We start from the raw sequence: 20,734 nt of genomic DNA, 5'->3' as shown, positions 1-20,734 counted from the left end.
GGACTTCACCCCATACGCATGGAGTGACTCTGCTGTTCCTGGATGCGGGCGTCCAACGCCTGCTGCTCGTTCTCGCGAGCAAGCGCGCGTTGGTCGCCAACAATAGCCAATTGCTGCAGGGATTCCACCATTGGCGTTTGTGCCGCCACCGCTGTTGGCATGCCTGCGCGCAGGTGGGCAGGGTCGGCCGGGTCTCCCTGCACAACAAAGATGTTGTGCCCGGCCGGCTGGCTGGCCGTTGCATTGCTCAACAGCACGTGGTCGGCACGCTCCAAGCCCTGCTCACGCGCCTTCACGGTCAAGCTGGCGGTCAAGTTCTCACTGATCGCGTCGAATGGCCGGCCGTGCTTCTCATCCAGCGCGGCTACACCTTGGCGAATCTGCTGGTGCAACGCGTAGTCGGGATGGCCCGGCGCGATACTCGCCAGGCGGCGTCCTTCGGCGGACGGAAGTTCGGGCTCTTGGTTGGAAACCACAAGTGGGCTCTTGGCGATTTCCCTGTAGGGATCATCGGGATGGAACTGAGTCGCTTTGACCTCGCGCTCCAGGCGAACCTCACGGGTCTCGTTCAGGCGCGAAATCTCCTTCGCATCGGTTTCCTTCGTTGTTACATCGATGGGAGGAACGCCCCGGGTGTGGCTCCAACTGCCATCCTTCGCGTTGTACGTGTGGTAATCGATCTTGGTACCGATGACGTTGGGGTCGACAGCGTCGCGCTGCAGGGTCGCCAATGCCTCGAACTTGCTGAGCTCTACGAAGTAGAAGTGCCCGGCGGGCTGGGGCATGTCCAGGTGCACGCTGACCGCGGTCTTGCCAGCACGGAACGCACCGCCGGCCGTATTGTCGAGCATGTTCTGCCAGACTTTTTCTGCCGCCTGCTCGCCCTTGCTGTGCTCTGTGGCGACCAGCAGCATGCGCGGTGTCCAGCAGTTCACGTTGAGATCGTTGGCCTCGAACGAGACATCGTGGGATTTGAGTGTGCTGGTATAGGGCAGGTTGAGGGCCAGCTCTGGCCTACCCGCTCCCATCCATTTTTTGCGTTCGGCCAGATCATTGCTGATCAGTTCTTGACCGAACGTCTCCTGCCTGCGTTCAGTGAAATCTACATTTTCGTTACTACCGAACAGCTTCTCCTGCTGCTCGGCGACCGCTGTTGCAAAGCTGTTGGCGACCCGGCCAGGCAGGCTGTCGTTGCGTACAACACCCAGCGCCAACAGCCCATAGCCATCGTTGTCGGGAAGCTGTGCGAGGTAGTTCCAGTAAAGCTCTCGGTTCCCATGCTTGGCATAGAAATCCAGGACTTTAATGTCCTTATCGGTAAGTCCGCTCATGGTTCATCCTTGAAGTTCGATCACGACTTGGCGCGATAGCGGCGCAGAAGCTCGCGCACTGCAGCTTCCATGCGCTGCCAGTCGCTCAGCATCACGCGCGCGTAGGTCATTTCGATAGTGATGCTGTCGTCCAGATCGACCATGGAATGACGGCACATGGCAACTCGATCACCGTCGGCGCGTTCAAGTGCCTTGCCATGCGCAACCAAGCCATCGGGAATCCTGTCCGCAGGATCGCAGCTGATGAACGTTCTCAGCTGGCCATCTGTTGAACGCGCCACGTACCAGTCCGGTTCCATCTTCGGATTGTGCACATAAGGCACGCCCAGCTCCTGTTCCGAATCCTTCGCATAGGCGGCCAGCAACGAGGGATCGATTGCATAGGGGGTCAATCCCAATCGTTCGGGTTGTGCTACCCGCAGATCCAAGCGCTCCACGGGGTCCCTGCGTTCCAACGATCCTGCCTCGGACGTGGCGTCGTTGCTGGACCGTCGTGCGAGGTAATCGGTGATGGGTACCCGGTCCAGGTAGTGCAGCTCGATCAGAACCTGCCGTCGGCTGTCCTGGGTTGTACGTACTGGACGGTCACCCGGCGGCGCTGCGTCAAAGTCAGGCCAGAACAAGGTGAGCATGACCCCACCATCGGCGAAGGGACCGATCTGGTTGTAGTAGAGATTGGCCGGGAACATGAAACGGTGCGGCCCCAATGTGGCCTCGACCGGCTGCGTGGTATAGGTATGTCCGCCCACCGTGCGCGGGCTGGTTGCGTCTTCGGACATGGCGGTTCCGTTCTGGTCCTTTTCCGTGGATGGAGACTTCGCACAGGCGGTCGCGCTTAACACAGCCACCAAGGCGAAAGACGCGAGCCGGCGAGCCGGTGCTCTGCTCATGGGCGATTTCCTTGCGTGATCGAAAACGACTATAGAGCGGCGGGGAGGGAAGCTCCAGTGGAAGCGTTTCTTCACGAGCTACGTGAAGCCGGGTATCTCCTACGATGTGGATCCAATTCAGAACTGGCCGGCTGGCGCGGTGTATAACAGCCTGGGACTGCGTGCTGGCATGTGAGGAACGGATGCAACACCTACTGAGGCCATGGATGGTACTGCTGCCCCTGCTTATGGGCGGCTGTGGCGCCCAGGCACCCCAGATGTATGGCGATGGTTTCCCCCTCGCCAAGCCGATGGACCTTGTCCATGCAGGTGCAACGGTAGAGGCGCGTTTTGAACTGCCGCCGCCCTGGGAGAAAGACCCCAAACCTCGCACCTTCCTCATCGGCTTCCGTACCGGTGGGCCTGCCAAGCGCCCGGACATGAGACCGGGAGATGTCGACTTCCTCGAAGACGCCCGGATTCCCCTGAAAGTGCAGCTTTGGAAGCTGGATGGCAACATCGAGATGCCCATCGCGCTGCACGCCTTGAATCGCGATCTGCCCGCTGTGTGGCAGGGCAGCCGATATCAACCGGCCAAGGGCGATGTATTCGAATACAGAAATGCCGTCGGCGCGGATTCGAACAATCTGGTCAATGTAGGGAAGTACGACATGTCACTGGCCTACAGGGAGTACGAGGTGGCCCGTGCCGATTCCGGGGATCTGACGGCCGGCAAGTACCGGCTGAAGGTGACCAACCTTCAGGACAACGCGGAAGTTGCACATCTCAACATCGAGCTTCTGGTCGCCAATTACAACGTGAAATAGGTTTTTGGAAGGCTCAACAGCGGTTCGATGCTTGCTTCGATTCCTTTCACATGTCACCTCCTGAAAACCTGATCTCGTAAACACACGTTCGGAATCCGGCACTGTCATTGATGCGGTATGTCAGAAGGCTGGTGCTCATGCCTTGGTCCGCGTCGATAGGACGCCAGTAATGCCTGACTCGACCTCTCTGGAACGGCGCTTCCCCTAGGCCTTTGTAGCCAAGCCGTTCCAACGCCTGTCCCGCGCTATCCGCATCCCAATAGCAAACGTCGCCAGGAGCTTCGGTTACTGAAGGTTTCCCAAGCTGGTAGAAGACGACGGAATGCCGGGGGTAGTCACGCGGGGACTCAACAGAGAAGTATGAGGCTGCGTAATTGAAGCCTTCTGTTATCACTAGGTCTTTGGCGACGCTCCTGATGCTGACCTTCTCGTCCGGCACCAGGGATACACCGATTGCTGCGCCGAACTTCTCAGGGCTGATGTCAGATCGCGACTTGAGCGAATCGGCGTAGGCGAGGAGTCTCCTCTGAAGCTCCGACATTGAGATATCGGCGGGGCGGCTCGACGAAGCAGAGGGGCGGGTCTCGCCAGCAGGCGTGTCTGATACGGGCGCGCATGCCGAGGATAGAGTGATCAATGCCAATGGCCCGACGGCTACCCCGGCTCGGGCCAGATACGACATTAAACGCAGTCGGAGCGACCGATCCAGTGAGATAGGGGCCGGGCGCAATCGAGCCGAAGCGCCAGAGGTTGGGGTACCCATCAGCAAATCCATTGCAGCGTTCCAGCCACTATACGGCGGCATCCCAACCCACTCCACCCGCGAGCTTCCGGGGCGCTGGTACTGCACGCTGGTTCACACATTCAGCAAGCCACCGCCACTCCGGCCCAAGCTCTCCACCTGCCCGCGAACCCACCTATGCGATCATCCGGCCAGGACCGCAGTACCCAACAAGGCTGAGCAGGCATGGAGCAAGCAACACGCTACACGGTAACCCTTTTTCTGGCCGCGCCCGGCACCCCGCTGAACAGCGGTGGCAGCTCGCCGCGCGGCCACATGTATTTCCAGACCGCCGCCGGCGAGGAAGCGCACAGCTACGGCTTCGCACCGCCGCGCCTGCCGACCGATGAGGCTGCTGCCGGTGTGCAGTACGCCGAGGTCGTACACGATGATGCCGACGAGCACCGCGACCCGTACTACAGCCGCACCCTTGAGATCAGCGAGGAGCACTATGGCTGCCTGCGCGATTTCGCCGAGGAGCCGGCCGAGTTCGGCTTCGATGTCGATCGCCCGGCCACCATCAACCGCTGCAGCGATTTCGTCTGGGCCGCGCTGCACTATGCCGGCCTGCATTCGCAGCCGGCACCGCTGGACGGCGGCAGCAACCTGGGCGAGTTCGCGGTGCTGTTCAACCTGCCGGAAATCCAGTGTATTGCGGCGCCATTCCCGGCCAGCGAGCTGAATGGCGAACAGCACCACCCGATGCCCGAACGCGAGGCTGAGCTGCACCGCGAAGGCGGTCGCCCGAGCCACGAACCGCCGCCCAGCCCGATGGAAGTGGCCGGCACGCTGCTGGACCCCTCGCACCCGGACCACCGGCTGTTCGCGCAGCTGATCCAGAAGGTGGCCGAGCTGGACGCCGCACACGGACGCACCTTCGACGACACCAGCCAGCGCATCAGCGCCAGCCTGCTGGTGCTGGCCAAGCAGAACAACCTGTCGCGCGTGGACCACGTGCTGCTCAGCCGGCCTACCAAGAGCAGCCACGAGGCGGAGAGCATCTTCATCGTGCAGGGTGACCGCGATGACCCGGGGCACCGCCGCGCGAGCATCGCTACGGAAGTAGCGGCACAGGCCGATGTGGCCGATTCGCTGCGGTTGAAGGAGCAGTGATCGTGCAACTGCAGCGGGTGCTGGTGACCTTGGTTGTGCTGGGCGTGCTGGTGGCGTGCCGTGCATCATCAGCACCTGAGGTAGCGCCCACGCTTCTGACACCAGCGCAGGCTGCGGCCCGGACCGTGGTCCCGTTCACGCGCGCAGTGCAGTTGCAGAAGGCCGGGCGAATTGCTGAGGTTACTTTCGACCTGCCCGCGCCTCAAAAGCCGGCCATTCCGATCCTGAACGTCGGGCTGCGGCTGCAGGAAACCGACGCGCGCCGGCTGCTGGATGCGTCGGAGAAGATCACGCTGGGAAGGCTGCCAACGCGGCTGCGCTTGGAACGGATCGATGCCAGCACGCCTGGCCCTGTACAGCTCTGGCAGCGCACCCGCGATGGGCGTGACTCGCAGAAGATCCCGGATGATGGCGTGGTGACGGACTTGACGACCGGGAGCGTTGATATCAACAGTCTTGCCGAGGCGGGGTTGTACTCTGAAGAGGTGCTCTATCGCACGCTGCAGTTGGCGCAGGTCGGGGGAATTGCACCTGGGCGCTACGTTCTGGTGGTAGATCTTGTTGAGGATCGACCCGAGCTGGAAGGCTTGAAAGCAGAATTGATCGTTGGCTACCAATCACTAGGAAAGTAGATATGCACAAGGACGGCGCCGAGCGCTACAGCGTGACCATCCATCTGGCGGCTCCCGGTACACCCCGTTACGGACGTGACGCTGAGGGGAACAGGTTGCTGCTGGAGCCATCGTTCGCGGGGCACATGTTCTTGTCGCTGCGTCGCTCGGGCGAGCCTTTGCCGGAGAGCGTTGGTTTCACCTCGGCGGGGACGAAGGAGAACCCGAACAGGGGCAAGGTCGATGACATGGATGTATGGGTCTACGACAACCCTCGATTTGAGCGAACGATCGAGATCAGCAAGGAGCAGTACGACCGCATCCTCGAGTTCTCGGCTGATCCGAAGAAGCACGGCTTCGATATGAACTACGACTTCTTCTCCAACGCCTGTACCGATTTCGCGTGGGGTGCGCTGAACCACGCAGGCTTGCGGCCAGTGGGGCTGGCGGGGGAGATCAACAACTACGAGGGTGCCACCAAGGTTCTGGACAACATCCGCGCCGTCAACGCCATTCCTCAGCAGGTAAAGGGCAGCGAGCTGGACAAGGTGCAGTGGAACCCGATGCCGAAACAGACGTTCCGGGAGTGGATGTTCACTGAGAATGGCGAGCATCTTCGCAATAGCTCCATCGCCGCGGCCGGAACCCCCGCCGATCCATCCCACGCCGATCACACTCGCCTCAATCAGCTTCACCAGCAGGTGGCCGACCTCGGAGCCTTCGGCGCCCAGAACGGCAACGTCAGCGCCAGCCTCCTGGCACTCTCCAAGGAGCAGCAGTTCACGCGCGTAGACGATGTGCTGCTCGGCGAGCGCCGTGGCGATGCCGCCCCCAACCTCTTCATCGTGCAGGGCGATCGCAGCGACCCGGCGCATCAGCGCGCTAGTCTGCCGGCAGACGTCGCCGCGCAGACGCCGGTGGCAGCCTCGTTCGAGCGCATCGAGCAACTGGCGCAGGCACAGCCGCAGCGTGATGCCCAGCTTCAACAGGAAGAGCAGCAGCTGGCCCAGGCGCACGCCCCGCGCATGGTCTAGGCGTTCAGCGCCGAACAGCGCGTCCGCCCTGCATCCGCAGGCGGACGCCACGGCCCCTACCTGCTACCATTCCCGCGCTACCCAGCCAGCCCACCCCGCGCAGACAGATGCAGGGCCGGGCCGTCGAAGAACGGCCCCGCGAGCCAGGACACCCTCCGTGCCCATTGAAGGACGCTCGCATGATCCGCAATTCCCTTTTCCGTTCGGCCGTACTGGCCGTCGCCGTGTCGCTGAGCCTCGGTGCTCCGACCGCCTTCGCCGCTGAAGCCGCCGCCGCCGCCAGCCCCGCCACCGCCGTGCAGCGCCAGGCCATCGCCCAGGGCCTGTACGAGCTGGCTTACAGCCCCAAGCAGAACGCCGTGTTCGTTGCCTCGTCCGGTGGCTTCGGTGACGACGCCGGCCCGGCCCAGGTGCTGCGCCTGAACCCGACCACGCTCGCCGTGGAAACCCGCATCCCGCTGGAGCGCAAGGCGTTCGGCGTGGTGCTGGATGACGCCCACAACCGCCTGTACGTGGGCAACACCGTGGACCTGTCGGTAACCGTGGTCGACACCGCACAGAACAAGGCCATCGGCACCGTGCAGCTGATGGAGAAGAAGACCGGCAAGGACGGCAAGGCCGCCTACACCCACGACCTGCGCGAGCTGGTGGTCGACAGCGCCGCCAACCGCCTGTACGTGACCGGCCACAGCAGCCAGCCGGATGTGAGCAGCGTGCTGTTCGTGATCGATACCAACACCCTGAAGGTGATCAACACCATTCCGGGCCTGGGCAACGCCAAGGCGCCGGGCCTGGCGCTTGATGCCGCCAACAAGCGCGTGTACACCAGCAATCTGCTGGCCGATCTGGTGGTGGTCGGCACCGACTCCAACAAGGTGGAAGCCCAGCACAAGATCGCCGCCGAGCAGCCGATGAACATCGCGCTGGACCCGGCCGGCAAGCGCCTGTTCGTGACGGACCAGGGCTCGGAAATGCTGCGTGGCTACCAAGCCAAGAGCAGCGGGCTGGTCAGCAAGCACCCGGGCCAGCGCGTGCTGGTGCTCGACCGCAGCAATGGCAAGGAACTGGCCAGCATCCCGACCGACGCCGGTCCGCTGGGCATCCTGCTGGATGCACCGCGCAAGCGCCTGTACGTGACCAACCGCGAAGCCGGTACGGTGACCGCGTACAACAGCGACAGCTACCAGAAGGTGGCCACCTACGCTGTGCCGACGCACCCGAACAGCCTGGCGCTGGATGCGAAGAACAACGTGCTGTACGTGAGCATCAAGAACGGCGAGAAGGATGCCAAGGGCTCGGACGAGAGCGTGGCGCGGATCCAGCTGTAAGGGATGGTGCCGGGTCATGCCCGGCAGCTGGCTGCTGGAAAAGGGCAGGGCTTTTTGCCCTGCCTTTTTCTTTGCCCGGTTGCGGCCCCCACCGCCAACCCGCTAGGGTTGAAACCCATGGCAGGGAGCCAAAGGATCTGAACATGCTGGGTATCCACCGCTGGCTGCACGTCGGCCTGTTGATCATCTTGAGCACCGCGCTGGGTGCCTGTTCCAGCCGCATCCCGGAGCCACCCGAACCACTGGAACTGACGCAGCCGATTACGGTGGATCAGCCCGGCCAGGAGGTGCGGTTCGAGTTCGAGACGAATGCGCGCAATTTCGACTCGGGGCGCACCTATGCGCTGGAGTTGGAAGTGCAGCGGCAGGGACCGGCCAGGGACGATGAGCCTGACGTGGGCACATTGAGGGTCCCGTTCGAGGTGAACCTGCAGCAATGGGCCGCTGATGCTTGGAAAGACGTTCCCACCTACGACAGCTACCAAGCCGGGGTGCTCAATGCAGGCGAGCCGCTTCCAGAATGGCATGCATCCAGCGAGTGGCGCTATACGTCGCCGCACATGGGGAGTGATGGCCACTACTTACTGACCGTGGTTGCCCTGCCACTGGCACGTGATGTTCGCTATCGAATGCAGGTTCGCACCGTACAGGTAACGCCGGAACTGCATCATTACTCGGCGCAGTTGCGGGCGCATGCAGCCCGGCCGGCGGGCAAATAGCCGTCATGGATGCCTGCTTGCCCTCCAGCGCGCAGCTGCTAGGGTTGAAACCCATGGCAGGGAGCCAAAGGGTCTGAACATGCTGGGTATCCACCGCTGGCTGCGCGTCGGCCTGTTGATCATCTTGAGCACCGCGCTGGGTGCCTGTTCCAGACGCATCCCGGAGCCACCCGAACCACTGGAACTGACGCAGCCGATTACGGTGGATCAGCCCGGCCAGGAGGTGCGGTTCGAGTTCGAGACGAATGCGCGCAATTTCGACTCGGGGCGCACCTATGCGCTGGAGCTTGAGGTGCAAGGGCAAGGAAGGCGCGAGAACGGCGAACCGGACATGCGCAAGTTGAATCTTCCCTTTGAGGTGTCACTGCAGCGATGGGGCGCAGGTGCCTGGCAGGACGTTCCCACCCATGACAGCTACCAGGCACTCGCGCTCAACGCGGGGAAGCCGCTTCCTGCGTGGCACACATCCGCTGCCTGGCGCTATGCAGCGTTGAGCGCGGGCAGCGGTGGCCAGTATCGATGGAGCATCGTTGCCCTGCCGTTGGAGCCTGATGCTCGCTATCGCGCGCGGGTTCGCACCGTACAGACCACGCCGGAACTACAGCACTACTCGGCTCAGGTGCAGATACATGCTGCGTGGCCTGTGGGGAAATAGCTGTCCTCATGCTGTAGAGCTGCCCCGTCGTCCGACTCCTGATGGGTTGCCTGCTTGCCCGCCCCATGGCACAGCGGCTAGGGTTGAAGCCCATGGCAGGGAGCCAAAGGATCTGAACATGCTGGGTATCCACCGCTGGCTGCACGTCGGCCTGTTGGTCATCTTGAGCACCGTGCTGGGTGCCTGTTCCAGCCGTGATCCTGTCGCCACCGAGCCGCTGGATCTGACCAAGCCAATTGCGGTGGATCAGGCTGGCCAGGAAGTGTGGTTCGAGTTCGAAATAAGCGAGCGAAATTTCATTCCGGACCGCACCTATTCATTGGGGCTGGAGCTGCAGCGCCAAGACGCCGATGCCGGGAATTCGCCCGACATGCATGGTTTGAATATTCCCTTCGACGTGTCACTTCAGCGCTGGATGGATGGCGACTGGGTGGATGTTCCCACCCATGACAGCTTCCAGGCCATGGCTCTCAACGCCGGTAAGCCACTACCCGCGTGGCACACATCGAACGCGTGGAGGTACGGCCGTCTGCGTTCGGGCAGTGACGGCGACTACCATCTGAGCATCGTTGCGCTGCCTGTGGAGATCGATGCGCGCTACCGCCTACAGGTTCGTACCGTGCAGGCAAGGCCGGAGTTGCAGCAGTACACATCGCGTTTGCGCGTGCATGTTGCTCGTCTGCCTGGCAAGTAACCAATACTCATCCCTTGGAAGGAACGGAGACTCATCTTATGGACAAGCCGCGTTACACCCTGGACATTGTCATTGCCGCGCCCGGAACGCCATTGATTGATGTGGAGACCGGCAAGCAGCAGGTCTTGGATGGTGTTCCCCAGACCTCAGCACCAGGCCACATGTTCTACGTCCTGCATGCCCCGGATCAGCCCCCGAAGAGCTACGGATTTGCGCCCAAGGTACATGGCAGCATGAACGGCGCAGGCGCGATCATGGAAGACGACGTCGATGTATACAAGGACCCACGCTACACCCGCACCCTCGAGATAAGCGAAGAGCAATACAAGAAGCTTGAGGCCTTCGGCTCGGACCCGGAGAAATTCGGCTTCAGCAAGCACTACGAGGACGTGCGCCACAACTGCGTGGACTTCACCTGGGAAGCGCTGAACCACGCTGGCATCGAGCGAAAGAGAAGCATCGACGTGAATGCTTTTGGAGGTCCCGCAGGGCAGCTCTTTCCGGATGTCCGCATTCCACTGGACAGCAAGGGCGCGGGCAAGGACGGTTTTCGCCCGCTGCGCAACATCCACGGCGTGGACAGCATCGAGCCGCCGTTCCCGAACAGCGATCTCAATCGTACGAAGACCAATCCGATGCCCGAGCGCACGTGGAAGCATCGCTTGCTGAGCGAGAACGACGACATCGGTGAGCGCAGCGGTGAGCGGTTGGCCAACGACGCACGTGTGCCGGGTGACACATTGCATCCGCTGGACCAGCGGGTGCGTGCGGCGCTGGGGGAAGCGGCCGATCGCCAAGGGTTGCCGCCGGGACAGCAGCCCGAGCTGTTGGCGGGCCACCTGACGCGATTGGCGGTGCAGGGTGGCTACACCGAACGCGATACCTTGCAGGTGGCCTTCAGCAGTGGCGGTGCGGTGGATTCGCCGGGCTATGTCTTCCTGCAGCGCACGGGCGACACCGCCTCACCGGACCCTGCAGCGAACCGCCAGCGTCTTTCGCTGGCCGATGCCCAGCAGGGCACGGTGGAAGAGGTGTACCAGCAAGCCAGCGTGCAGCATCAGGGCCGCGAGTCCAGCCGCGTTGCGCAGGAAGATCAGCTGCAGCAGACGCAGCACGCTCAGCCCCGAATGGGCTGATACCGGCCCATGCGAAAGGCGTCGATGGCATCGACGCCTGACGGCATTCACCCCATGCGATGCGCAGGGTTCTGCTGCTGATCCTGCGCCTGTGCATCCAGCGTCTGCTGCTCGGCCTGCACCGGCTGCTGTCCACCCAACCCGAGTTTCTGCAGTGACTGCTCGGCCGGCGTCTGCGCGGCCACGGCGGTCGGCAGCATCGCCCGCAGGTGCGCCGGGTTGGCCGGGTCGCCCTGTACCACGAAGATGTTGTGCCCGGCCGGGAGGTTGGCCGTGGCGTTGCTCACCACCACGTGGTCGGCGCGCTCCAGACCCTGTTCGCGGGCTTTGACGGCCAGGCTGGCGGCCACGTTCTCGCTGGTGGCGTCGAACGCACGGCCATGCTTCTCGTCCAGTGCGGCTACGTTCTGGCGGATCTGCTGGTGCAGGGAATCATCAGGGGTCATTGGGGGCTCCATGTGGCCGCTACCGTGTGGCCGGATGTGGCCAGTGTAAAACGGTCGCGGGCTGCGCCGGTAACCGCTTTGTTGCTAGCCTGTGGCCCGGGGCGCAGGGGATGGCGCCCGGCTGCAATGGGATGGAGGGAGAAGGTGGTGCACGGGGAGACAAACCGGATACGGGGGCAGGCGGCTGTGCGGTTGCTGCTGGGCATGGGGCTGTGGGCCTGCGCAGGTGCTGCGGCGGCTGACACGCCCGTGGCGGCGGACGATCCCGCTTGCCCTTCGCAGGACTTCACCCATTTCCTGCAACGCTTCGCCGACCCGGCCGATGACCGGGTGCGCCTGCGTTACACCTCCGACCCACTGGAGTACGAGGTGCCGATGCACACCGTGCGCGATGACCACGAGGGGCTGGCGCCCACACACATCGTGCTGGAGCAGGGTGCCGCGCGGTTGAAACGTTTCAGCTACCGCTACCTGGCCGCGTTCAATCTGTTCGTGCCCTCGCCGGTCAGCCGCGATCCGGCCGCGCTGGAGCGCATGCGCGCCGGCACCTACAACGCGCCCACACGCATCGAAGCGATCGATGACAACGGGCAGCGCGTGACCTTCGGCAGCGACGCCGAGCGCGATACCTACACCTTCGCGCGCCGCTACGGCTGCTGGATGCTGACGCGCGCCAGCAACCTGCGCGACTGAGCGGGCGCTGCGGTGGTGATATTTATTTGTCCGCCGGGCGGTGGTCGTAACTGATCACCCGCTCGGCCTGCCATCGGCCATCCACGCGGCGCCAGACCTGGATGAAACGGGCCTGGCCGGTCCAGTGTTCAACGCCATCGGCGCCGCGCTCATGGAAGCGGTGATCGCCCATTTCCAGGGCGCGATCGTCCTGCAGCGGAAAGACCTGCAGTGAACTCTCCACCAGTTCGCGCCGCAGGTGCCAGCCCCCTTTGCGCGCGTTGTCGCACAGGGTGGCCACGCTGCGGCGGAAGTCCTCGCGGCTGTTGGCGGACTTGCCGTCCTTGTCATGGAAGAACTCCATGTCTTCGGTGGTCATCGCGGCGGCCCTGTCGGCATCGCAGGCATCGAAGGCCACGGCGAACAGCTGCGTGTCGGCCGCGCGGATCTGCTCGCGCAGGGTGTCGCTGGCGGGGGAGGTGCCGGCGACGGCGGCGGCGAGCAGGGGCAGGGCGAGCAGCATGGCGTGGCTCCATTGAGGACCGGCGCAGACTGGCATGGGCGATGGCGCACGGTAAGCGGGGCGTGACGAAACCGGCGCAGGACCCGACCAATGCCGTCCATGCGGGTGCGAACCGATGTGCCGGCTGGCCGGTGCTGTGTACGCGATGTCATGGCCTGAGCCGGATCCATCACGGGCGCCTCCGGTGCGATTGCCTAGGCTGGGCTCCTCTTTCCCCCGGGAGTTACCATGGCTACCTCCTCCGTCCGACTGCACATTGAAGACACCGGCGGCACCGGCCGCCCGGTCATCCTGATCCATGGCTGGCCGCTGTCTGCCGAATCCTGGAAGGCGCAGGTGCCGCTGCTGCGTGATGCCGGTTATCGCGTGATCAGTTACGACCGTCGCGGCTTTGGGCGCTCGGACAAGCCCGCCGATGGCTACGAGTACGACACCTTGGCCGCTGACCTGGCCGGCCTGATCGACGAACGCGACCTGCGCGATGTCACCCTGGTCGGCTTCTCGATGGGCGGTGGCGAAGTGGCGCGCTACATCGCCAACCATGGTGAAGACCGCCTGCACAGCGTGGTGTTCGCTGCGGCCGTGCCGCCGTACCTGTTGAAGGGCGCGGACAATCCCGAAGGGCCGCTGACCCAGGAAAAGGCGGATGAGATGCGCCAGGGGCTGGAGAAGGACCGGGAGTCGTTCTTCGACGGCTTTACCCGCGATTTCTTCAGTGCCGACGGCAAGCTGATGGTCACCGAGGACGAGCGCCAGGCCGCCATCGCGCTTGCCCATCAATCTGACCAGACCGCTGCGCTGGGGTGCATGAAGGCGTTCGCCACCACCGATTTCCGCGCGGACCTGAAGAAGGTGACCGTACCGACGCTGGTGCTGCACGGTGACAGCGATGCGACGGTGCCGTTCGAAGGTTCAGGCAAGCGCACGCATGCGGCCATCGCCGGCAGCGAGGTGGTGGTGCTGAAGAATGCACCTCATGGCTGCAATACCAGCCACGCCGATGACTTCAATCTGGCGTTGCTGGAATTCCTGAAGAAGTAACACCCACTACGGCATCATCCGCACATGCCCACTGCCCGCACGCCGCCTTGGAAGAAGCCCAACCCGAAGGGCCAGAAGACGCAGCCGCTGACGGAAGCGCAGAAGGCGGCGGCGCGGCAGCGGGCAGAGGAGAACGGGCGCCGTTACCCGAACCTGGTGGACAACATGTGGGCGGCGAAACTGCCGCGCGGTTGAAGCCTTACTGGCTGTTGCGCCCCGGCCACGGCTGCCAGCCCCATTCCCGCCATGGCGCGACGGTGCGCGGCTGTATCGTCAGCGTAACGTTGGACGATGCGCTGCACTGGTGCAGGGCATCGCGCAGCAGGGCCGCATCCACCGGCCGCGCCGTGGCCACCTGCAGCAGCGTGCCGCGGTGCCGCACCTGCACCGGCAGTGCCCCGTGCACCTCGACCGGACTGCCGGTGCGGGTTCTGCGGTAGCGCATGGTGATGGGGCGGACAGTGCGATGCAGCACGGGGGCGCAGGCATCCAGCAGCTGCAGCTGCTGCTGCATGGGCGCATGGACTTCGATGACGGTGGAGGGATATCCCAAGGTGCTCTCGACCAGCACCTGGAAGCGGGCGCCATCGGGCATCAGGTAGACGGTCAGGCCTACCGTGCCGATGAACGCCATTGCTGCGAGCAGGACCCAGCTGCGCGGCACCTTGGGTGGCAGGGTGAAGTGCTGCAGGCCCGGTCTGCGCCGACGCATGCGGCGATAGCGTCGCTGTGCGGCGGGGCTGGGCAGCAGGCTTTCATCGGGCAGCGCAATCACGCGCGGCGGAAGGCGGGCCAGCCGCGCATTGATCACGCGTGCGCCGAGCATCGCAACCAACCCGCCAAGCAGAACCGGCAGCAGGGTACGCACGAGCAGATACAGCCCTACCATCGCCAGCTCTCCTGAAGGAGTGGACATGATCGCGCATCCTCCAGGGTCGTGTCGCATCTGCCAGCCGACAGCGGCCGTTGGCTTGGCTAGCATGCGCGTCACTCGCTGGGACTACGTCGATGACCGCCTTCACTGCCCGCCTCGGACGCTTCTTTGGCGCCGGCCTGATGTTGTTGCTGCTGCAGGTGCTGGCGCTGCTGTCGGTGGGCTTGGCCGCAGGCCATTTCCACCAGCGCGTGGCCTTGCTGCTGGAGCCCCTGTCTTTGGCCTGCGGCGGCGCCGATCCTGCTGCCCGGATGCTGGTTGCCGAGCAGCTGTTGGCACGTGCCGGCGCGCTGGACGACTGGCAGCCGCTGTGCTGGCTGCCGATGGCAACGCTGGTGCTGGCCCTGCTGGGTACGCTGCTGGTCTGCGTGCACTGGCTGCGCCATGTAGATGCACCGCTGCGCCGCAGCGCTTGGGGCCTGCTTGCCCTGCATGCGGCGGCGCTGCTGCTGGCGAGCGTGATGCTTCGACTGTATGAGCATGTGTGGGCGGGCATCACCACTGCGCTGCCTGCAGCATGCATGACAGACCTGACACCAGACGGACATGCGCTCCCGTCCTCGATGCGGCGATGGCTGTTGCAGATCTTCGCCAGGGCCGACCTGACGCCGCCGCACGCACCTGATGCGCTGGCCATCATCCTGTGCGGACTGCTGATGGCAGCGATGGTGGTTGGCCTGTGGCTGTGGCGCACTACCTCTCAGCTGAGCCGGTTCTGAAGCTGGCGCGGGCCGCTGACTGGCACCAACTGGCGCTTTTGCGGCACGCTATGCCGATGAATACGGAAACTTCATCCAAGCAGACCAGCAAGTTCCTCAGCCTGGTGCTGCGCCATGAACCCGGGAAAATCGGGTTGATCCTGGACGGCCAGGGCTGGGCCAACGTCGACGAACTGCTGCAGAAGCTGGCTGCACACGGGCACGCGCTCGACCGTGGCGGACTGCAGCACATCGTGGCGAGCTGCAACAAGCAACGCTTTGCACTGAGCGATGATGGCCAGCGTATCCGCGCAAACCAGGGGCATTCGGTCGCGGTCGATCTTGGACTGGTGCCGGTGGCGCCGCCGCAGTGGCTGTACCACGGCACGGTGCCGCGCTTCGTCGGCTCGATCCGCGAGCAGGGCCTGCATGCGGGCGAGCGCCATCACGTGCATCTGTCACTGGACCGGGAGACGGCCCACCAGGTCGGTGCTCGCCGCGGTGCGCCGGTGATCCTCAGCGTGCATGCCGGGCGCATGCATGCCGATGGGCACGTGTTCCACCGCTCGGCCAATGGTGTCTGGTTGACCGACCACGTGCCGCCGCAGTACATCGCCGACTGACCCGCTCTGGCGCTGCGGCCGGGTCCACACTCGGCGGCAAGGCCCAATCGCGTTACAGTCGCTGCATCCTGGTCCCATGGATGTACCGATGCGTCTGTTCCTGCGTGCGTTGCCGTTGCTGTTGTTGTCATTGACTGTCCACGCTGCCGAAGTCGATCGGCGCATCGCGGTGACCATTGACGATCTGCCGTGGGCGCGCCTGGATGAGATCGTGCCGGCCGATCTGCAGGCACGCCATGCCGCACTGATGGCGCAGCTGCGCCAGGCCGATGTGCCGGTGGTGGGCTTCGTCAACGAAAACAAGCTGGAAGTGGATGGCCAGGTGCAGCCGGCGCGCGTGCAGATGCTGCGCGACTGGTTGGATGCCGGCTACGAACTCGGCAACCACACCTGGTCGCACATGGACCTCAACGCCAAAGGCGTGCCGGCGTTCCAGCAGGACTTCCTGCGCGGCGAGCAGGTGCTGCGGCCGCTGCTGGCCGAGCGTGGGCAGACGCCGCAATGGATGCGCCACCCTTACCTGCGTGCGGGCCGTACGCAGGAAGACCGCGTGGCGATGGACGTGTTCTTCAAGCAGCACGGCTACCGCGTGGCGCCGGTGACGGTCGACAACGGTGAGTGGGTGTGGGCCTTCGCCTATGCCAACGTGATGAACGAGCAGCCCGATTCACCGCAGCGCGAGGCGACGCTGGCGAGCCTGCGCAAGGGCTATGTGCCGTACATGCTGAACAAGGTGGATTACTACGAGCAGCAGTCACAGGCGCTGCTGGGGTATGCGGTGCCGCAGGTGTGGCTGATGCATGCCAACGAGCTCAACGCGGCGACGTTCGCCGAGCTGGTGGCGGCCACCAAGCGCCGTGGCTATCGCTTTGTGTCGCTGCAAGAAGCCGTGCGCGACCCCGCCTATGCGCGCGGCGCCGAGGGCTACAGTGGTCGCTATGGGCCGAGCTGGCTGCACCGCTGGGCGATGGCCGAGAACAAGCCCAAGGCGTTCTACGCCGGCGAGCCGGAAGTACCGAAGTGGGTGATGAAGCTGGCCAAGGTGGAAGGCGAGTGAGCCTCAGCGCTTGACGGCCAGCACGCCATCGAGCGCCAGCTCGGCCTTGAAGCCGGCCTTTTCCAGGCGCTTGGCCACTTCGCGCGGCACGTCGCGGCCGCTGGTCAGCTTGTTCGGCGCGCCGGTGTAGTGGAACAGGCGACCGCCCTTGCGGATGACGCGGGCGAGATGGTCGTAGAACACCTGCGAGTACAGTTCGCCGGCAATGCCGAAGCGCGGCGGGTCGTGCAGGATCGCATCGACGCTGTTGCTGGCGACCTGTTCGATCTGCTGCGAGACGTCGCCGTGGCTGAAGTGCAGGCGGCCGCCCGCGGCGGCTGAGTCAGGATCGGGCGACCACGGATTGAGCGTGCGCAGCCACATCACGTCGGCGTTCTTCTCGAACGAGCGGATCTGGCCGACGCCGGCCTCCAGTGCGCAGGCGGCGAAGTAGCCAAGCCCACCGCAGGTATCGAGGAGGCTTTTGCCCGCCGGGGCGACCAGCTCGACCTTGCGGCGCGCGTCCTCGAACGGCGACAGCTTGGAGGTCGGCAGCATCTTGATGCCGTCGATCTCGAAGGTCGGTGCGCCCCACTCGGTCGGCACCAGCTTGATCAGCGAGCCGCTGAAGCGGGAGATGGAGCAGAACTCCTCGCCATCCCAGTAGTACAGCGTGCGGTCCTTCAGCTTGCCCGGCCACGGATAGTGCTGGCCGCGGAAGGTGAAACCCTCGGCATCCAGCTGTACCGCCGCTTCGCTGCGGCCCAGATCGAGCGAGCCCGACCACTCGGTGGCGCCCTTGTCGTGGGCACGGCGCAGGATGTCAGCGCTGTCGCGGGTCAGCAGGGGGCCGGAGTAGTGGGGCACGGTGGGTAGCGGGAGGATTCGGGGGAGGGCATGGTACCGCAGGCGCTGTGCAGCCGAGCCGGACATGGGCGCGGCGCTACCGCAGGTCGGTGCAGCTGAATCCGTGGATGGTTCCCTCTCCCGAGATGAGGCCGACGCCTCGCGAGGGCTGCATTGCCCGCAACGCGCACGAACGGCGATGGACATCCTGGGTGGCGGCTGGCTGCCGGTCGAAGTCGTAGCGCATGCTGCCGTCTTCCTGCAGCAGCCAGTGCACGGTTACGCGTTCGGCGCGTTGCCCTTCGATCTCCCAGTCGAAGGTACGCATCACCACGATCTCGCCATCAGCGGTCTCACGCACCTCGTCGTAAGCACCCTGGGTCTTTGCAACGATTGCGGCCAGCAGGAGAAGAACGGTCATCGGAATTCCTCCTCGAAACCGGCAGCGTGTGCCAGCGGCATCGCTGAGGCCATGGGAAGAATTGCAATGTGGCCGCTACTGGCACTTCACCGCATACACCGGCCCGGCGCCGATCAGCAGCAGCGCCATGTAGTCGCTGTCGCGTGCCCGGGCCTTCAGCGTGGCGCCGTCCTTGACGCGGAAGATGCCGAAGCCGCCGGCCATCCGGATCAGCGCGCTGTCGATCTGGTCGGCGTCATCGCGGAAGTACTGCTGGATGTCGCTGCGGCTGGCCTTGTACAGCGCATTGGGTTCGCGCTGCCAGTGGCCATCGCGTTCGAACGAGACGAAGTACTGGCTTGCTTCCTTTTCGATGCGGAACTCGGCGGACTTGCGCGGGCTGGTGGCAAAGCAGCCGAGCATCGGGTCGGAGGAGAACGGCAGCTGGGTATCGCCGGAACAGGCCACCAGCAGCAGGAGGGCACCGGGCAGCAGCAGGCGGAGCGTGCGCATGGGATGTCCCGACGGGGCAGGTGCGGCCAGTGTAGGCAGCACGCAGCCGTGGCCGGTACAGATTTTCGGCAAGAACCGTCGCCCTGCTGGCGTCACGCGCTGCGGTGGATCTCCACGGTGACATGCACCAGTTCCTCGTGGATCGCCAGCGCCTGGCGCACGGTGTCCGGATCGAGCGTGGCATCACTGGTGACCACGCTGGCGGCGACGGCGTACTTGCCGCGCCCCACCTGCCACACGTGCAGGTCGGCCAGGCGTGCCGGCCACGGTCCCTGCTCGATCACTTCGCGTACCTCGGCCACCACCGGCGCATCCATCTGCGCGTCGAGCAGGATGCGGCCGCTGTCGCGCAGCAGGCCGATTGCCCAGACGGTGACCAGCACCGCGCCGACCAGGCCCATCACCGGATCCAGCCAGGTCAGGCCGAGCAGCTTGCCGCCCAGCAGGGCGACGATGGCCAGCACCGAGGTGGCGGCGTCGGCCAGCACGTGCACGTAGGCCGACCGCAGGTTGAGGTCGTGGCCGTGGGAATGGTCGTGGTCGTGATCGTGGTCATGCCCATGATGATGGTCGTGCCCGTGTCCATGGTGGTGGTGGGCGTGGCCGGGACTGTCATGCAGCCACCATGCGCACAGCAGGTTCACACCCAGGCCGACCGCGGCGATGGCGATGGCTTCGTTGTAGTGGATGGGCGCGGGCACCCACAGGCGTTCCAGCGATTGCACGGCCATCAGCGCGGCGACGCCGAGCAGGGCGATGGCGCTGGTATAGCCGGCCAGGATCTCGATCTTCCAGGTGCCGAAGGCGAAGCGCGGATCGTGCGCATAGCGCCGTGCGCAGCGGTAGGCGAACACCGACAGGCCCAGTGCCAGCGCGTGCGAGCTCATGTGCCAGCCGTCGGCCAGCACGGCCATGGAGTTGAACCACCAGCCACCGACGATCTCCACCAGCATCATGCTGACGGTGAGCCACATCGCGCGGCGGGTGTTGCGTTCGGCCAGCGGATTGCCGTCGTCGAAGCGGTGCTCGTGGCGACGGGCGGCGGCGAGGGCGTCCAGGTGCATGGCGGCGGTCAGGCCTGGGTGGATACCCCCATAGGGTATATGATCCCGGAATGGCCCATGTACACAGAAATCGAAAGCAGCTGCTGACCCGGGTGCGTCGCATCGGCGGGCAGGTGGCAGCGCTGGAACAGGCATTGAACACGCCCGAGGGCGAGGCAGGCGACTGCGCCGATGTGCTGGTGCAGGTGGCGGCCGTGCGTGGCGCTGCCCACAGCCTGCTGATGGAACTGCTGCACGAGCATCTGCAGGAACACGTGGTGGGCGCGGACGACCCGGCGCAACGGGCGGCCGAAGCCGAGGTACTGGTGGAACTGCTGCGGCGTTACGGCAAATAGCTGGGTAGTGCCGGCCGCTGGCCGGCAACCTCATGACCTGCGGACGATGCCTGCAGTTGTCGGCCAGCGGCCGGCACTAGCTTCTGCGGTGCCGGTGCTGCGCGTTCCACAGGTGCGTGGCGGCCAGCAGCAGGCTGCCGGTGACCGTCAGCGGGGTCTCCCAGGCGTGCGAGGGCAGTGCCAGCGCCCCGGCCATCAACAGTGCCAGGCCCATGCCCGCGCTCAGCCATGCCAGCGCAGGCAGCGGCTGGCGGCGTTCGGCGCGCCACAGGGCAAAGCCGGTCATCGGCAGCGCGATGGCGACGAAGACCAGGTGCACCCACTCCGCTTCGGCCCAGACGCCGAACAGCGGCAGCGCGGCCGCCAGCAGGGGCAGGGCCAGGCAATGCAGCAGGCACAGGCTGGACAGGGCGACGGCGCCGGCATCAAGCAGGGCGGCAGAGGGCGACTTCATGCGGGGAGTTCCTTGCGCGACAATTGTTATACAGTAACATTTCCATTCCGC

The 20,734-nt window shown here is 64.7% G+C and carries 26 protein-coding genes; 16 read left to right on the top strand and 10 right to left on the bottom strand.

All coding sequences use genetic code 11. From position 1 onward, the window contains the following. Positions 1 to 5 precede the first annotated feature (5 nt). Together J2X70_RS14735 and J2X70_RS14730 are read right to left on the bottom strand one after the other, a co-directional pair. Positions 6 to 1,331, bottom strand: a complete 1,326-nt coding sequence (locus J2X70_RS14735) for an XVIPCD domain-containing protein (protein WP_263930247.1) — start codon at positions 1,329 to 1,331, stop codon at positions 6 to 8. A gap of 20 nt (positions 1,332 to 1,351) precedes the next feature. Then, positions 1,352 to 2,221: a hypothetical protein gene (locus tag J2X70_RS14730; protein ID WP_263930246.1), complete on the bottom strand. Its 870-nt coding sequence runs from the start codon at positions 2,219 to 2,221 to the stop codon at positions 1,352 to 1,354. Positions 2,222 to 2,427: 206 nt separating this feature from the next. On the opposite strand from J2X70_RS14730, the gene J2X70_RS14725 reads away from it, so the two are divergent. The 9 genes from J2X70_RS14725 (at position 2,428) to J2X70_RS14685 (ending at position 11,098) form a co-directional block, all read left to right on the top strand. Next, positions 2,428 to 3,027, top strand: coding sequence for a hypothetical protein (locus J2X70_RS14725; RefSeq protein ID WP_309910972.1), 600 nt, complete (start codon positions 2,428 to 2,430; stop codon positions 3,025 to 3,027). 967 nt (positions 3,028 to 3,994) lie between these two features. After that, positions 3,995 to 4,921, top strand: a complete 927-nt coding sequence (locus J2X70_RS14720; RefSeq protein WP_309910970.1) for an XVIPCD domain-containing protein — start codon at positions 3,995 to 3,997, stop codon at positions 4,919 to 4,921. Continuing rightward, positions 4,918 to 5,553, top strand: coding sequence for a hypothetical protein (locus tag J2X70_RS14715; protein ID WP_099782605.1), 636 nt, complete (start codon positions 4,918 to 4,920; stop codon positions 5,551 to 5,553). The genes J2X70_RS14720 and J2X70_RS14715 overlap by 4 nt, the downstream gene beginning before the upstream one ends. 2 nt (positions 5,554 to 5,555) lie before the next feature. Then, positions 5,556 to 6,566, top strand: a complete 1,011-nt coding sequence (locus J2X70_RS14710) for an XVIPCD domain-containing protein (RefSeq protein ID WP_309910968.1) — start codon at positions 5,556 to 5,558, stop codon at positions 6,564 to 6,566. A 179-nt stretch (positions 6,567 to 6,745) separates the two neighbouring features. Further along, on the top strand, positions 6,746 to 7,894 hold the full coding sequence (locus tag J2X70_RS14705) for a YncE family protein (protein ID WP_309910966.1): 1,149 nt from the start codon (positions 6,746 to 6,748) through the stop codon (positions 7,892 to 7,894). Positions 7,895 to 8,037: 143 nt separating this feature from the next. Beyond that, entirely contained in the window at positions 8,038 to 8,613 is a 576-nt protein-coding gene (locus J2X70_RS14700) for a hypothetical protein (RefSeq protein ID WP_059065808.1), read from the top strand. 79 nt (positions 8,614 to 8,692) lie between these two features. After that, the gene (locus tag J2X70_RS14695) at positions 8,693 to 9,268 is read left to right on the top strand and encodes a hypothetical protein (protein ID WP_218788547.1); all 576 of its coding nucleotides are present in this window, start codon (positions 8,693 to 8,695) and stop codon (positions 9,266 to 9,268) included. A gap of 118 nt (positions 9,269 to 9,386) precedes the next feature. After that, positions 9,387 to 9,962, top strand: coding sequence for a hypothetical protein (locus tag J2X70_RS14690; RefSeq protein ID WP_025879213.1), 576 nt, complete (start codon positions 9,387 to 9,389; stop codon positions 9,960 to 9,962). A 14-nt stretch (positions 9,963 to 9,976) separates the two neighbouring features. Beyond that, a complete protein-coding gene (locus J2X70_RS14685; RefSeq protein ID WP_343238827.1) occupies positions 9,977 to 11,098 on the top strand; it encodes a hypothetical protein in 1,122 nt (373 codons plus the stop codon). 47 nt (positions 11,099 to 11,145) lie between these two features. Here J2X70_RS14685 and J2X70_RS14680 read toward each other — a convergent pair whose 3' ends face one another. Then, positions 11,146 to 11,544, bottom strand: a complete 399-nt coding sequence (locus J2X70_RS14680; protein WP_223483326.1) for an XVIPCD domain-containing protein — start codon at positions 11,542 to 11,544, stop codon at positions 11,146 to 11,148. Positions 11,545 to 11,730: 186 nt separating this feature from the next. Here J2X70_RS14680 and J2X70_RS14675 point away from each other — a divergent pair, with 186 nt between their 5' ends. Continuing rightward, a complete protein-coding gene (locus J2X70_RS14675; RefSeq protein WP_144435822.1) occupies positions 11,731 to 12,237 on the top strand; it encodes a hypothetical protein in 507 nt (168 codons plus the stop codon). Between the two features lie 22 nt (positions 12,238 to 12,259). On the opposite strand, the gene J2X70_RS14670 is transcribed toward J2X70_RS14675, so the two are convergent. Next, positions 12,260 to 12,739 (bottom strand): nuclear transport factor 2 family protein, encoded by a 480-nt coding sequence (locus J2X70_RS14670; RefSeq protein ID WP_059065818.1) that lies wholly within the window; start codon positions 12,737 to 12,739, stop codon positions 12,260 to 12,262. 228 nt (positions 12,740 to 12,967) lie between these two features. On the opposite strand from J2X70_RS14670, the gene J2X70_RS14665 reads away from it, so the two are divergent. Both J2X70_RS14665 and J2X70_RS14660 read left to right on the top strand, forming a co-directional pair. Then, positions 12,968 to 13,780, top strand: a complete 813-nt coding sequence (locus J2X70_RS14665; RefSeq protein ID WP_025879208.1) for an alpha/beta hydrolase — start codon at positions 12,968 to 12,970, stop codon at positions 13,778 to 13,780. A 24-nt stretch (positions 13,781 to 13,804) separates the two neighbouring features. Beyond that, positions 13,805 to 13,975 carry a hypothetical protein gene (locus J2X70_RS14660; RefSeq protein WP_099782623.1) on the top strand — a complete coding sequence of 57 codons (171 nt, stop codon included), beginning with the start codon at positions 13,805 to 13,807 and terminating at the stop codon, positions 13,973 to 13,975. Positions 13,976 to 13,979: 4 nt separating this feature from the next. Here the strand turns inward: J2X70_RS14660 and J2X70_RS14655 are convergent, their stop codons facing one another. Then, complete coding sequence (locus J2X70_RS14655; RefSeq protein WP_279208452.1) at positions 13,980 to 14,696, bottom strand: hypothetical protein; 717 nt, start codon at positions 14,694 to 14,696, stop codon at positions 13,980 to 13,982. Positions 14,697 to 14,788: 92 nt separating this feature from the next. On the opposite strand from J2X70_RS14655, the gene J2X70_RS14650 reads away from it, so the two are divergent. From J2X70_RS14650 to J2X70_RS14640, 3 genes are all read left to right on the top strand, one after another. Next, a complete protein-coding gene (locus tag J2X70_RS14650; RefSeq protein ID WP_309910958.1) occupies positions 14,789 to 15,433 on the top strand; it encodes a hypothetical protein in 645 nt (214 codons plus the stop codon). Positions 15,434 to 15,489: 56 nt separating this feature from the next. After that, positions 15,490 to 16,035, top strand: coding sequence for an RNA 2'-phosphotransferase (locus tag J2X70_RS14645; protein WP_309910957.1), 546 nt, complete (start codon positions 15,490 to 15,492; stop codon positions 16,033 to 16,035). An 88-nt stretch (positions 16,036 to 16,123) separates the two neighbouring features. After that, the gene (locus J2X70_RS14640) at positions 16,124 to 17,092 is read left to right on the top strand and encodes a polysaccharide deacetylase family protein (protein WP_309910955.1); all 969 of its coding nucleotides are present in this window, start codon (positions 16,124 to 16,126) and stop codon (positions 17,090 to 17,092) included. A gap of 3 nt (positions 17,093 to 17,095) precedes the next feature. On the opposite strand, the gene J2X70_RS14635 is transcribed toward J2X70_RS14640, so the two are convergent. From J2X70_RS14635 to dmeF, 4 genes are all read right to left on the bottom strand, one after another. Further along, positions 17,096 to 17,938 (bottom strand): MnmC family methyltransferase, encoded by an 843-nt coding sequence (locus J2X70_RS14635; protein WP_025879203.1) that lies wholly within the window; start codon positions 17,936 to 17,938, stop codon positions 17,096 to 17,098. Between the two features lie 76 nt (positions 17,939 to 18,014). Next, positions 18,015 to 18,338, bottom strand: a complete 324-nt coding sequence (locus J2X70_RS14630; protein WP_279208450.1) for a hypothetical protein — start codon at positions 18,336 to 18,338, stop codon at positions 18,015 to 18,017. A gap of 75 nt (positions 18,339 to 18,413) precedes the next feature. Further along, on the bottom strand, positions 18,414 to 18,830 hold the full coding sequence (locus J2X70_RS14625) for a hypothetical protein (RefSeq protein WP_025879201.1): 417 nt from the start codon (positions 18,828 to 18,830) through the stop codon (positions 18,414 to 18,416). A gap of 92 nt (positions 18,831 to 18,922) precedes the next feature. Continuing rightward, entirely contained in the window at positions 18,923 to 19,894 is a 972-nt protein-coding gene (gene dmeF / locus J2X70_RS14620) for a CDF family Co(II)/Ni(II) efflux transporter DmeF (protein WP_309910950.1), read from the bottom strand. Positions 19,895 to 19,944: 50 nt separating this feature from the next. On the opposite strand from dmeF, the gene J2X70_RS14615 reads away from it, so the two are divergent. Next, entirely contained in the window at positions 19,945 to 20,229 is a 285-nt protein-coding gene (locus tag J2X70_RS14615; RefSeq protein WP_032975559.1) for a metal/formaldehyde-sensitive transcriptional repressor, read from the top strand. A gap of 76 nt (positions 20,230 to 20,305) precedes the next feature. Here the strand turns inward: J2X70_RS14615 and J2X70_RS14610 are convergent, their stop codons facing one another. Continuing rightward, a complete protein-coding gene (locus tag J2X70_RS14610; RefSeq protein WP_025879198.1) occupies positions 20,306 to 20,683 on the bottom strand; it encodes a MerC domain-containing protein in 378 nt (125 codons plus the stop codon). Positions 20,684 to 20,734: the final 51 nt, after the last annotated feature.

Origin of the sequence: Stenotrophomonas sp. 1337 (genome assembly GCF_031455455.1) — a bacterium.
Lineage (GTDB): Bacteria > Pseudomonadota > Gammaproteobacteria > Xanthomonadales > Xanthomonadaceae > Stenotrophomonas > Stenotrophomonas indicatrix.
This window is presented reverse-complemented; position numbering and strand designations above follow the sequence as displayed.